A 12,790-nucleotide genomic window follows, 5' to 3' on the forward strand; every position below is an offset into this window, starting at 1 on the left:
AAGTTCAGCGCTCAACCACGGGGCAGGAACACATCGGCCAGCAGTTGATTGCGCGGCAGTCCGGCCAGGAACAGGCGCTTGGAGAAGGCCTCGACGCTGGCAGGGTGCCCGCAGAGTAAGGCCAGAGTTTGCCGGGAAACAAGCCGCAGTTGCGCCAAAGCCTCGGTTGCCTCAGCCGCTGTCCACAGCTCAACCGTCACGTTCGGATGCGCCGCAGCCAGCTGCGCCAAAGGCCCGGCCAGATAATGACCGTTTGCGTCATGAGCCAGGTGAATGACCCGGATGGCGCCCTGGTGATCCTGGCGCAGGGCCTCGCGCAACACGCCCCACAGCGGGCCAAGTCCGGTGCCCGAGGCCAGCAGCCACAGCGGCCGGGATTGCCAGTCGGGATCGTATTGCAACGCGCCGCCCCGCAGTTCACCCAGGCGCAGGCTGTCGCCAACCTTTAACCGGCGGGCAGCATCGCTGAATTCACCGGGCAGGCGGCAATCGATGTGAAATTCGAGAAACGGGTCTTCCTGGGGCAGGCTGGCCAATGAGTAAGGTCGCGCAACGCTGCCCGCCCACAGCACCAGATGCTGCCCCGCCCGGTAGCGCAGGCCGCGTTCGGGTTGCAGCCGCAGGCGCAGTACGCTCGGGTTCAACCAGTCGACGCCCAGCACCGTCGCCGGCAGCCCGTCACGCAGCGGGTCAAACGCCGCGACCTGCACGTCCCCCGTGAGCTGGCACTGGCAGGCCAGGCGCCAGCCGTCCTGGCGTTGCGCCGGGCTCAGGGCATCCGGTTGATTGTCCTGGATATCGCCCTGGCAACGCACCAGGCAGGCATGGCAACTGCCGGCGCGGCAGCTATAGGGCACGGCCACACCCGCCTGGTTCAGGGCATCCAGCAGGTTGCTGCCGGTGGCTACCGACCAGTGGCGTTCGCCGACGTGAAGTTCAGGCATAAAACTCTTCAACTGTAGGAGCGAGCTTGCTCGCGAAGGTCGCTAACGATAACGCGGGGCGCCTGACGAAACCCATCAGATTCACGTTTTTCGCGAGCAAGCTCGCTCCTACGGTGAATCGGGCCTGGCATTCATGACCATAGTCGGGTGTATCGGCCACCGCGGCGGGTTATACTGCCGCGCCTTTTTAGCGTCGCGCCTGCACCATACGGCGTGCCTTGGAAAGGTGCCTTCAGCCGACCGATTCACCTTACTGAAGACACCTTTATTGAATGTTCCCTTATAGAGGAGCGCGACTCATGACCGTGATCAAGCAAGACGACCTGATTCAGAGCGTTGCCGACGCCCTGCAATTCATTTCCTATTACCATCCCGTTGACTTCATCCAGGCGATGCACGAAGCCTACCTGCGCGAAGAATCGCCAGCGGCCCGTGACTCCATGGCACAGATCCTGATCAACTCGCGCATGTGTGCCACCGGCCACCGCCCGATCTGCCAGGACACCGGGATTGTCACCGTATTCGTACGTGTAGGCATGGACGTGCGCTGGGATGGCGCCACCATGAGCCTGGACGACATGATCAACCAAGGCGTGCGCCAGGCCTACAACCTGCCGGAAAACGTCCTGCGGGCTTCGATCCTCGCCGACCCGGCCGGTGCGCGTAAAAACACCAAGGACAACACCCCTGCGGTGATCCACTACTCCATCGTCCCGGGTAACACCGTGGAAGTGGACGTGGCCGCCAAGGGCGGTGGTTCCGAGAACAAGTCGAAAATGGCCATGCTCAACCCGTCCGACTCGATCGTCGACTGGGTACTCAAGACCGTTCCGACCATGGGCGCCGGCTGGTGCCCACCGGGCATGCTCGGAATCGGCATCGGCGGCACCGCCGAGAAGGCAGCCGTGATGGCCAAGGAAGTGTTGATGGAATCCATCGACATCCACGAGCTGAAAAAGCGCGGCCCGTCCAACCGTATCGAAGAGATGCGCCTGGAGCTGTTCGAGAAGGTCAACCAACTGGGCATCGGCGCCCAGGGCCTGGGTGGCCTGACCACCGTGCTCGACGTGAAAATCATGGACTACCCGACCCACGCGGCCTCGCTGCCGGTGTGCATGATCCCCAACTGCGCCGCCACCCGTCACGCGCACTTCGTGCTCGACGGTTCGGGCCCTGCGTCGCTGGAAGCGCCACCGCTGGACGCCTACCCGGAAATCGTCTGGGAAGCCGGCCCGTCGGCCCGTCGCGTCAACCTCGACACCCTGACCCCGGAAGACGTGCAGAGCTGGAAGCCGGGCGAAACCGTGTTGCTCAACGGCAAGATGCTCACCGGTCGCGACGCGGCGCACAAGCGCATGGTCGAGATGCTGAACAAGGGCGAAACCCTGCCGGTGGACCTCAAGGGTCGCTTCATCTACTACGTCGGCCCGGTTGATCCGGTGCGCGAAGAAGTGGTTGGGCCTGCCGGTCCGACCACCGCCACGCGGATGGACAAGTTCACCCGCCAGATCCTCGAGCAAACCGGCCTGCTGGGCATGATCGGCAAATCCGAGCGCGGCCCGACCGCTATCGAAGCGATCAAGGACCACAAGGCGGTTTACCTGATGGCAGTGGGCGGCGCGGCTTACCTGGTGGCCCAGGCCATCAAGAAATCCCGCGTGGTGGCATTCGCCGAACTGGGCATGGAAGCGATCTACGAGTTCGACGTGAAAGACATGCCGGTCACCGTTGCCGTTGATAGCAAGGGCGAGTCGGTACACATCACAGGTCCTGCCATCTGGCAGAAAAAGATCAGTGAAAGCCTGGCGGTAGAAGTGCAGTAAGCATTTCCCCTGTGGGATAAAAGGCGACCAATGCGGTCGCCTTTTTTATGCCATACACCTCTTACTGTGGCGAGGGAGCTTGCTCGCGCTGGACCGGGCTGGCGCTCCAGTGCGCAGCGCTCCCATTTTTTTGGGGCCGCTACGCGCCCCAGCGGGAGCAAGCTCCCTCGCCACAACAGCCATGCGCCTCATGCTATGGTGCTCGCCCCCAATTGCACTGTTCATCTTCGTATGATCGCGATTCCCCGCCCGTTGCGTTTGACCTTCTACTCCCTGCTGATCATTGCCGGTGCGATGCTGGCTGCCGCCTTGGCCACCCGCCACGCCGAACGCCTGGCCCTGGTGGACGACGCCGCCCGCGCCAATCAGCAGCTCATGCTCTATGGCAACTCGCTGCACACCCTGATCGAACGCTACCGCGCCCTGCCCGCCGTGCTGGCCCTCGACTCGGAAATGATCAGCGCCTTGAAAGGCCCGCTGGACACCGCCACCCAGGATTTGCTCAACCGCAAACTGGAACGCATCAACGGTGCTGCCCAGTCTTCCACCCTGGAACTGATGGACCGCAACGGCCTGGCCGTGGCCGCCAGTAACTGGAACCTGCCCAGCAGTTATGTGGGACACAACTACGCGTTTCGCCCCTACTTCAGCCAGACGCTGAGCCAGGGCACCGGGCGTTTTTATGCGGTGGGCGTGACCACCGGGATTCCCGGGTATTTTCTCTCCAGCGCGGTGGTGGGCGAGAACGAACAGTTCCTCGGCGCCATGGTGGTCAAGCTGGAATTCCCCGAACTGGAGCGCGAATGGGCCCAGGGCAATGACCTGCTGCTGGTCAGCGATGCCCGGGGCATTGTGTTTATCGCCAACCAGCCGGGCTGGCGCTACCGCGCGCTGCGCCCGTTGTCGGACAGCGACCACGCCGAACTCAAGGCCACGCGCCAATACGACAAGAAACAACTGCTGCCGCTGGACGCCGAAGCCTTGCAGCGCTTTGACGAAAACAGCCACCTGATGCGCGTCGACGGCCCCGACGGCAAGGCCAACTACATTTGGGAATCCCTGCCGCTGAAGGCCGAAGGCTGGACCTTGCACCTGCTGCGCAAGCCACAGGTTGCCTTTGAAGACCAACGCAACGCCGGCCTCGCTGCCGCCGGTTCGTGGCTGGCGCTGGTGTTCCTGGTGCTGTTCCTGACCCAACGCTGGCGCCTGGCCCGCTTGCGCCAGCGCAGCCGTGAAGAACTTGAACAACTGGTGGAAGAACGCACCCGCGCACTGCGCACCGCCCAGGATGGCCTGGTGCAGTCCGCCAAGCTCGCGGCGCTGGGGCAGATGTCCGCAGCCCTGGCCCACGAGATCAACCAGCCGCTGACCGCCCAGCGCATGCAGTTGGCAACCCTGCGGCTGCTGCTGGACCACGGCCGGGTGGACGACGCCTACCAGGCCCTGACCCCGCTGGACGACATGCTCACGCGCATGGCCGCCCTCACCGGCCACCTCAAGACCTTCGCCCGCAAGAGCCCCAGCGGCCTGCGCGAACGCCTCGACCTGGCCACGGTGGTGGACCAGTCCCTGCACTTGCTCGACGCCCGCCTGCGGGACGAAGCCATCGGCACAGTCCTCGACCTGACCCGCCCGGCCTGGGTCCGCGGCGACGCGATTCGCCTGGAACAGGTAATGATCAACCTGCTGCGCAACGCCCTCGACGCCATGGCCGACAAGCCGCGCAAGCGCCTGGAGATCCGTCTGCACGCCGACCAGCAACTGTGGCGCCTGACCGTCAGCGACAGCGGCGGCGGGATTGCCGAAGAACACCTCAACAGCGTGTTCGACCCGTTCTTCACCACCAAACCGGTGGGCGACGGGCTCGGCCTGGGCCTTGCAGTGTCGTACGCTATCGTCCACGAACTCGGCGGCCGCCTGAGCGCCGGCAATCAAGGTGACGGGGCGATCTTTACCCTGACCTTGCCCATCGCCCTGGAGACGCCAGAACTATGTTGAATGCGGTGATTGTGGTCGATGACGAAGCCAGCATTCGCACGGCCGTCGAGCAATGGCTGAGCCTGTCGGGCTTTGAGGTGCAGCTGTTCAGCCGCGCCGAGGAATGCCTGGCGCAGTTGCCCAGGGATTTTCCCGGGGTGATCCTGAGCGATGTGCGCATGCCCGGCCTCAGCGGGCTGGAGTTGCTGGCCGAAGTGCAGCGGCGCGACGCCGACCTGCCGGTGATTCTGCTCACCGGCCACGGCGATGTGCCGATGGCCGTCGAAGCCATGCGCGATGGCGCCTACGACTTCCTCGAAAAACCCTTCAGCCCCGAAGCCCTGCTCAGCAGCCTGCGCCGGGCGCTGGACAAGCGCGGCCTGGTGCTGGAAAACCGCCGCCTGCATCAACAGGCCGATCACCGCGCCCAGCTGGAATCCAGCTTGCTGGGAGTGTCCCGGGGCTTGCAGAACCTGCGCCGCCAAGTGCTGGACCTGGCCGGCCTGCCGGTCAACGTGCTGATTCGCGGCGAAACCGGCAGCGGCAAGGAACTGGTCGCCCGCTGCCTGCATGATTTCGGCCCTCGTGCCAAGAAGCCATTTGTGGCGCTGAACTGCGCGGCAATTCCCGAGCAGCTGTTTGAAGCCGAGCTGTTCGGCCATGAAAGTGGCGCGTTTACCGGCGCCCAGGGCAAGCGCATTGGCAAGCTGGAATACGCCGACGGCGGCACGCTGTTTCTTGATGAAATCGAAAGCATGCCCCTGGCCCAGCAGGTGAAATTGCTGCGGGTGTTGCAGGAGCAGAAGCTGGAACGGCTCGGCTCCAATCAAAGCATCAAGGTGGACTTGCGGATCATCGCCGCCACCAAGCCGGACCTGCTGGATGAAGCCCGTGCCGGACGCTTTCGCGAGGATTTGGCCTACCGCCTGACCGTCGCGCAACTGCGCCTGCCACCGCTGCGCGAGCGCCGGGAAGACATTCCGTTGCTGTTCGAGCACTTCGCACACAGCGCCGCCGAACGCCTGGGCCGCAACTTTGCACCGTTGAGCGGGTCGGCGCTGGGCCGCCTGCTCAGCCATGACTGGCCGGGCAATGTGCGGGAACTGGCCAACGTCGCCGAGCGCCAGGTACTGGGGCTGGGTGAACCGGAGCCGGAAGGCATCGAAGCCGGGCAATCCCTGGCGGCCCAGCAGGAAGCATTTGAAGCCCACTGCCTGAAAGCCGCGCTGACCCGGCACAAAGGCGATATCAAGGCGGTGCTGGCCGAACTGCAACTGCCCCGGCGCACCTTCAATGAAAAGATGCAGCGCCATGGCTTGGCGCGGGACTCGTTCCTCTAAACCGGTTCTTGTATCGCCGGGTAGGGCGCCATCGCAGGCAAGCCAGCTCCCACCTTTGAATGTATTCACAAGTCAAAGGGTGGGAGCTGGCTTGCCTGCGATGAGGCCCGCAACCATAAGCGGATTTCCGCTCACGCCCCTTGATTCATCAGCAACTTTCCGCTCAAAAATTTCCGCAAACCCTTCTAGACCGGGCCTTCACCTGTTTGGCACAGCTCCTGCTATAGCCCCGACCAGGCTGCGCTAGCGCGCGCTCCACAAAAACAATTAGATGAAGGATCCTTAAATGGATAACTCCAACTCCCTGCCTCTGGGGTCGGCGGCTGCGCCGGCAAAAACACGCACCACCTCCAGCCGGATCAAGTCGATCTTCAGCGGATCGGTCGGCAACATGGTCGAGTGGTACGACTGGTACGTCTACGCCGCATTCTCGCTGTACTTCGCCAAGACCTTTTTCCCGAAAGGCGACACCACCGCCCAACTCCTGAACACCGCCGCGATCTTCGCCGTGGGCTTCCTGATGCGCCCGATCGGTGGCTGGCTGATGGGCCTGTACGCCGACAAGGTTGGCCGCAAAAAAGCCTTGATGGCCTCGGTGTACCTGATGTGCTTCGGCTCGCTGCTGATTGCCCTGAGCCCGGGCTATGAAGCCATCGGCATCGGCGCACCGATCCTGCTGGTGTTTGCCCGCTTGCTGCAGGGCCTGTCGGTCGGGGGCGAATACGGCACCTCCGCCACTTACCTCAGCGAAATGGCGACCAAGGAACGTCGGGGCTTCTACTCCAGCTTCCAGTACGTAACCCTGATCTCTGGCCAGCTCATCGCCCTTGGCGTGCTAATCGTGCTGCAACAGACCCTCACCACCGAGCAGCTGTACGACTGGGGCTGGCGTATCCCGTTTGCCATCGGCGCGCTGTGCGCGGTAGTGGCGCTGTACCTGCGTCGCGGCATGGAAGAAACCGAGTCGTTCACCAAGAAAGAAAAGGCCAAGGAAAGCGCCATGCGCACCTTGATGCGCCACCCCAAGGAACTGATGACCGTGGTCGGCCTGACCATGGGCGGCACCCTGGCGTTCTACACCTACACCACCTACATGCAGAAATACCTGGTGAACACGGTCGGCATGAGCATCTCCGACTCCACCACCATTTCGGCGGCGACGCTGTTTCTGTTCATGTGCCTGCAACCCATCATCGGCGGGCTGTCGGACAAGGTTGGCCGTCGGCCGATCCTGATTGCCTTCGGCGTCCTCGGCACCCTGTTCACCGTGCCGATCCTCACCACCCTGCACACCATCCAGACCTGGTGGGGCGCGTTCTTCCTGATCATGGCGGCGCTGATCATCGTCAGTGGCTACACCTCGATCAACGCGGTGGTGAAGGCTGAGCTGTTCCCTACCGAAATCCGCGCCCTGGGCGTTGGCCTGCCGTATGCACTGACCGTGTCGATCTTCGGCGGCACCGCTGAATACATCGCGCTGTGGTTCAAGAGCATTGGCATGGAAACCGGCTACTACTGGTACGTCACCGCGTGTATTGCAGTGTCGCTGTTGGTGTATGTGACCATGAAGGACACCCGCAAGCATTCGCGGATTACCACGGACTAAGGGTTCTGCAGGTGTAAAAAAGGGGCCGTGTCAGTAGATGACACGGCCCCTTTTCATTGGCTAAGACTTCGCCTCAGTGCACTATGATGCCCTCCCCCGAACCGCGCAGCAGGAACCCCGGCCATGTCCGACGATATCCATTTCTACGAACCCGCCAACGGCCACGGCCTGCCCCATGACCCGTTCAATGCGATTGTCGGCCCGCGCCCGATTGGCTGGATTTCGTCCCACGACAGTCAGGGCCGCCTGAACCTCGCGCCCTACAGTTTCTTCAACGCCTTCAACTACATTCCGCCGATCATTGGGTTTTCCAGTGTCGGGCGCAAAGACAGCCTGAACAATATCGAACAGACCGGCGAATTCGTGTGGAACCTGGCCACCCGCCCGCTGGCCGAGCAGATGAACCAGAGTTGCGCGCCGGTATCGCCCGAGGTCAACGAGTTTGAATTGGCCGGCTTGACGCCGGTGGCGTCGAAGGTGATCGCCGTGCCTCGCGTGGGTGAGAGCCCGGTGTCGTTCGAGTGCAAGGTGACGCAGATCATTCAGCTGCAGCGCGCCGACAAGGAGCTGGTGCCAAGCTGGCTGGTGCTTGGCGAGGTGGTTGCGGTGCATATCGCCAAATGGCTGCTGAAAGACGGGGTGTACGACACCGCTGCCGCCGAGCCGATCCTGCGTGGAGGCGGCCCGGCGGATTATTTTCAGTTGGGGCCAGAGGCCTTGTTCAAGATGTACCGACCGTAGGAGCAAGCTTGCTCGCGATGGTCGTTAACGATAACGCGGGGAGCCTGACACCCAACGGCGCTCTCCGGTTTTTCGCGAGCAAGCTCGCTCCTACACGACCGCCGCCCAGGTCAACTGGCCTTCTTCGTCAACATCGACCAGGCGCTCCAGTTGCCGGGCAGCCGCATCATCAGCGTCATCGGCAGTCTTGAAGGTTTGTCCATCGAGGATCTTGTGAAAGCGCGGTGCACCCATGCCATCCAGCGCCTTGACGGCGATGGCGGCGCTATAGCCACCCTCATCTTCACGCACCAAGGCGGAAACGGCTTCGTGGTGGGCAAACTCTTTACGTGCCATGTTGCAGGTCCTGGCCAATGGGAAAGGCGGCCATTCTAAAGCACTAGCCCGCCAGTTGCAGGTACTCACCATAGGCGTTGACGGCCGAAGCGTCGGTGAAGGTCTGGAAGTCCATGCTGCGCACTACCATGTCATTCAACAACTCGGTGAAGACCATCAGCGCCGGCGAGCTGAAGTAGGCGCTCATCGCCTGCTGGCTGCTCCAGAAGCCCGACACCAACCACACATCCGGGTCGGCCAGGGAGTGCTGCAACGAGAATTGCAGGCAGCCCGGAGCCTGACGGCCCGGTTCGATCAAACTGCTCAAGCGTGCACCCAGTTCGGTGCTGTACCCGGTACGGGCACGGATAAAGGCCATATGGCTCGCGGGAATGGGGGTGGACATGTTCGACTCTCCCGTTGAGAAGTGATGCTCGGCAAGCACTGTGAGGGCGTGTTGCCACAGGATCAAAGATACGGGCGCAGGTGCGTATACGGTTAGTCGATTCCTGCCGGCTTATTGCACAATCCTGCGAGATGCGTAGATATAGCAATCGGCCTGCGGATTTTATTCCCGGCATGACTGCCGTATTTCAGGGGCATGACAGCCTCCGGCTTGCCTGATTCACGAATTTTCGCAGGATCAGGCAAGGATTGTGCAGAATCGAAGTACCGCTTTTTGCAAAGCCGCCTTTAAGCTGTGCCCATCGTCAAAAGCACCCGAGGATGTCCCATGTCGTCGCCAGAACTTCGCTCCACACCCCTCGACGCCGATATGGAAAAGCAGCGCGCAGAACTCGCCGGCATCGTGCGCCGGCATACCTGGGAGGATGGTTCCTACGGCACGGCGATCACTTCGCTGTACCTCAACCGCCACAACACCCCACGGGATTTCATGCCGGTCCTGGTGGAGCCTGCACTGTGCATTCTCGCCCAGGGCAGCAAGGAAGTGCGCCTGGCGGATGAGGTCTTCGCCTACGACCCGCTCAATTACCTGGTGTTCTCGGTGTCGATGCCGGTGGCCGGGCGTATCCTCGATGCCACGCCGGAAGACCCCAACCTGTCGATTCGGGTCAACATCGACCCGGCGCAAATCACCGCGCTGATTGCCGAGGCCGGCCCCATGGGTGTGCCTACTCGCCCGACGTCCCGGGGGATGTATGTCGACCGCCTGGACAACCAGTTGCTCGACGCCGTGTTGCGCCTGACGCGCTTGCTGGACACACCGAAAGACATCGCGATGCTGGCGCCGTTGATCAATCGCGAAATTCTCTATCGCTTGTTGCGTGGCCCACAGGGTTATCGGCTGTATGAAATCGCCGTCGCCAACAGTCAGAGCCATCGGGTCAGCCAGGCGATCACCTGGTTGAACGGCAACTACGAACAGCCCTTGCGCATTGATGACCTGGCCAAGGAAGTGAACCTCAGCGTCTCGACCTTGCACCACCGCTTCAAGGCGATGACCGCCATGAGCCCGTTGCAGTATCAGAAGCAGTTGCGCTTGCAGGAGGCTCGGCGGCTGATGATCGCCGAAGGCCTGGAAGCCTCGGCGGCGGGCTATCGGGTGGGCTATGAAAGCGCCTCGCAGTTCAGCCGCGAATACAGCCGGCTGTTTGGGGCGCCGCCGTTGCGCGATCTGGCCCGGCTGCGCCAGAGCCTTTAACCGCAGTTATAACTAATGTGGCGAGGGAGCTTGCTCCCGCTGGACTGCGCAGCAGTCCCATCTTTTGGGGCCGCTTCGCGCCCCAGCGGGAGCAAGCTCCCTCGCCACAAGTGTTCAATCAGTTCCGGTATTAGTGGCGTCTAATCGAGGCTGCGGGGCAGTTGCAAGGTCACCCGCAACCCACCCTCGCGCAAATTCTGCAAACTCACTTCTCCCCCGTGGCTGTGGGCAATGTTGCGGGCAATGCCCAGCCCCAGCCCATACCCCTGCTGCTGCCCGGCCAAACGGAAGTGCGGTTCAAAGACTTGCTCCAGGCGCTGCTCCGGCACACCCGGGCCTTCGTCATCGACGTGAAGGATGAATTCCGCACCATCGTCTTCGATATGCAAATGGGCGTTCTGCCCGTACTTCAAGGCGTTGTCGATCAGGTTGCCGATGCAGCGCTTGAGCGCCAGCGGCTTGCCCGGATAGGTGGTGAGCGCACGGCCATGCTGGGTCACGCGGCCGTTGCCATTGGGCGCCAGGTACGGCTCCACCAGGCAGTCGAGCACGTGGTTGAGGTCCACCGGTTCGATGTTCTCGTGGATGTCCGTGTCTTTCACACACTGCAACGCGCCCTTGACCAGCAACTCCAGCTCATCCAGGTCGCGACCGAATTTGGTTTGCAGGTTCTCGTCTTCCAGCAACTCCACCCGCAACCGCAAGCGCGTGATGGGTGTGCGCAAGTCGTGGGAAATCGCGCTGAACAGCTGGCTGCGTTCGGTCAGGTAACGACTGATGCGTTCGCGCATCGCATTGAACGCACGACCCACTTCCACCACTTCGCTGCCGCCGCCTTCGGCCACCGGCTCCACGTCGGCGCCCAGGGACATGTCACGCGCGGCCCGTGCCAGGCGCTTGAGCGGCCGGCTCTGCCAGTGCACCAGCAGGCCGATAAACAGCAGCAGGAAGCCGCTGGTGAGCACGATGAACCACACCTGCTGGGACGGCAGGCCTTGTTCTTCAAGGCTGGTGTAGGGTTCGGGCAACAAGGACGCGATGTACAGCCATTCGCCCTGGGCCAGCTGGATCTGAGTCACCAGGACCGGCGGATTGACCGGCTCCAGGGTCAGCGCGTAATGCGCCCAGGAACGCGGCAGTTCATCGAGTTTCAAGCCGGCGTTGAAGATGCGCAGGTCTTCGGCGCTGACGAACTCCACCGAGACATGCACGTCGCTGCCCAGGGTCTGGCGCAACACTTCTTCGACCGCACCGAGCACCGCCTGCTTGCGCGGGGTTTGCGGCAACACGGCCATGTCCAGGGGTTTGTCATTGAGGGTCACGACAAACCGCGTACCGCCCATGCTGCGCAACTGGTCCAGCACCAAGGGCCGAAACGCCACCGGCAAGGACCGGAAATAACTGACGCTGGCGGTCATCGAATGCGCCAGGCTGCGGGCAGCCGTCACCAGGCCTTCGAGCTGGGTGGCGCGCAGTTGCGATACCCAGATCACGCTGGACAACGTCTGGGCAAACAGCACCGCCAACAGGGTCAGCAGTAACATCCGCCCCAGCAGCGAGCGCGGTACCGGGATCCGCCGGCGCAGTTCACGCAGGCGCTCAGTGGGCATTGCCGGCAACCACGCTGGCTGCCAATTGATAGCCACTGCCGCGCACGGTGCGGATCAGCCGGGGTGGTTTTTCAGTGTCGCGCAGGCGCTGGCGCAAGCGGCTGACGGCCATGTCGACAATCCGGTCCAGGGGCATCAGGTCACGGCCACGGGTGGCGTTGCCGATGGTGTCGCGGTCGAGGATTTGCTGGGGATGGTCGAGAAACAGTTTGAGCAGGGCAAAGTCGGCACCGGAGAGGATCACTTCCTCGCCGTCGACGTGGAACAGCCGGTGGCTGACCATGTCCAGGCGCCACTCGCCAAACACCAGCACCTCGCCACCACTGCGCTCCTGGCCAAACTGGGCGCGACGCAACAAGGCCTTTACCCGCGCCTGCAACTCGCGGGGGCTGAAAGGTTTGCCGATGTAATCGTCGGCGCCCAGCTCCAGGCCGATCACGCGGTCGGCCTCGTCGGAACTGGCGGTGAGCATGATGATCGGCACCTGGGCCTGGCGCGGGTGCTGGCGGATCCAGCGGCAAAGGCTGAAACCGTCTTCGTCCGGCAGCATCACATCAAGGATCACCAGGTCGCAGGGCGCTTCGTTCATCGCCTGGCGGAACCCCGCACCATCCGGCACGCCACGCACCTGGAAACCGGCGCGGCTGAGGTAGGTTTGCAGCAACTCGCGGATTTCCTGGTCGTCGTCGACCAGGAGAATGGATTTACTGATAACGCTCACGGGGGTCGTCCTTGTTGTTAGGGATGGGACGGGCTTAATAATTCGTTGTT

The 12,790-nt window shown here is 62.7% G+C and carries 11 protein-coding genes and 2 pseudogenes; 7 read left to right on the plus strand and 6 right to left on the minus strand.

Translation table 11 applies throughout. The annotated features are described in order from the left end of the window. Nucleotides 1-11 precede the first annotated feature (11 nt). A complete protein-coding gene (locus tag M2400_RS12800) occupies nucleotides 12-944 on the minus strand; it encodes an iron-sulfur-binding ferredoxin reductase (protein ID WP_259196871.1) in 933 nt (310 codons plus the stop codon). Nucleotides 945-1,243: 299 nt separating this feature from the next. Between M2400_RS12800 and M2400_RS12810 the strand changes: the two genes are divergently transcribed. The 6 genes and pseudogenes from M2400_RS12810 to M2400_RS33405 all read left to right on the plus strand — a co-directional run. Further along, complete coding sequence (locus M2400_RS12810; protein WP_003214142.1) at nucleotides 1,244-2,767, plus strand: fumarate hydratase; 1,524 nt, start codon at nucleotides 1,244-1,246, stop codon at nucleotides 2,765-2,767. 231 nt (nucleotides 2,768-2,998) lie between these two features. Further along, nucleotides 2,999-4,765, plus strand: coding sequence for an ATP-binding protein (locus M2400_RS12815; RefSeq protein ID WP_177045971.1), 1,767 nt, complete (start codon nucleotides 2,999-3,001; stop codon nucleotides 4,763-4,765). Then, entirely contained in the window at nucleotides 4,759-6,084 is a 1,326-nt protein-coding gene (locus tag M2400_RS12820) for a sigma-54 dependent transcriptional regulator (RefSeq protein WP_259196874.1), read from the plus strand. Before M2400_RS12815 ends, M2400_RS12820 begins: the two co-directional genes overlap by 7 nt. A 286-nt stretch (nucleotides 6,085-6,370) precedes the next feature. Beyond that, nucleotides 6,371-7,690 (plus strand): MFS transporter, encoded by a 1,320-nt coding sequence (locus M2400_RS12825; RefSeq protein WP_259196876.1) that lies wholly within the window; start codon nucleotides 6,371-6,373, stop codon nucleotides 7,688-7,690. A gap of 123 nt (nucleotides 7,691-7,813) precedes the next feature. Next, nucleotides 7,814-8,431 (plus strand): flavin reductase family protein, encoded by a 618-nt coding sequence (locus tag M2400_RS12830; protein ID WP_177045965.1) that lies wholly within the window; start codon nucleotides 7,814-7,816, stop codon nucleotides 8,429-8,431. Nucleotides 8,432-8,448: 17 nt separating this feature from the next. Further along, nucleotides 8,449-8,526: pseudogene (locus M2400_RS33405) on the plus strand (outer membrane lipoprotein carrier protein LolA); the annotation flags it as partial. On the opposite strand, the gene M2400_RS12835 reads toward M2400_RS33405, so the two are convergent. After that, a complete protein-coding gene (locus tag M2400_RS12835; RefSeq protein WP_177045963.1) occupies nucleotides 8,522-8,767 on the minus strand; it encodes a hypothetical protein in 246 nt (81 codons plus the stop codon). The pseudogene M2400_RS33405 and the gene M2400_RS12835 sit on opposite strands and share 5 nt — an antisense overlap. A 43-nt stretch (nucleotides 8,768-8,810) precedes the next feature. Beyond that, nucleotides 8,811-9,152 (minus strand): antibiotic biosynthesis monooxygenase family protein, encoded by a 342-nt coding sequence (locus M2400_RS12840; protein WP_177045961.1) that lies wholly within the window; start codon nucleotides 9,150-9,152, stop codon nucleotides 8,811-8,813. A gap of 327 nt (nucleotides 9,153-9,479) precedes the next feature. Between M2400_RS12840 and M2400_RS12845 the strand changes: the two genes are divergently transcribed. Beyond that, the gene (locus M2400_RS12845) at nucleotides 9,480-10,409 is read left to right on the plus strand and encodes an AraC family transcriptional regulator (protein ID WP_259196881.1); all 930 of its coding nucleotides are present in this window, start codon (nucleotides 9,480-9,482) and stop codon (nucleotides 10,407-10,409) included. 17 nt (nucleotides 10,410-10,426) lie between these two features. Here the strand turns inward: M2400_RS12845 and M2400_RS33560 are convergent. The 3 genes and pseudogenes from M2400_RS33560 to M2400_RS12855 all read right to left on the minus strand — a co-directional run. Continuing rightward, nucleotides 10,427-10,525 (minus strand): annotated as a pseudogene (locus tag M2400_RS33560) (N-acetyltransferase); the annotation flags it as partial. Nucleotides 10,526-10,549: 24 nt separating this feature from the next. Continuing rightward, nucleotides 10,550-12,019 carry an ATP-binding protein gene (locus tag M2400_RS12850; protein WP_177045957.1) on the minus strand — a complete coding sequence of 490 codons (1,470 nt, stop codon included), beginning with the start codon at nucleotides 12,017-12,019 and terminating at the stop codon, nucleotides 10,550-10,552. Then, the gene (locus tag M2400_RS12855) at nucleotides 12,009-12,740 is read right to left on the minus strand and encodes a response regulator (RefSeq protein ID WP_010169994.1); all 732 of its coding nucleotides are present in this window, start codon (nucleotides 12,738-12,740) and stop codon (nucleotides 12,009-12,011) included. Before M2400_RS12855 ends, M2400_RS12850 begins: the two co-directional genes overlap by 11 nt. Between the last annotated feature and the right edge of the window lie 50 nt (nucleotides 12,741-12,790).

The sequence above is a fragment of the Pseudomonas sp. BIGb0558 genome (assembly GCF_024807515.1).
In the GTDB taxonomy this organism is placed as follows: Bacteria; Pseudomonadota; Gammaproteobacteria; order Pseudomonadales; family Pseudomonadaceae; genus Aquipseudomonas; species Aquipseudomonas yamanorum_A.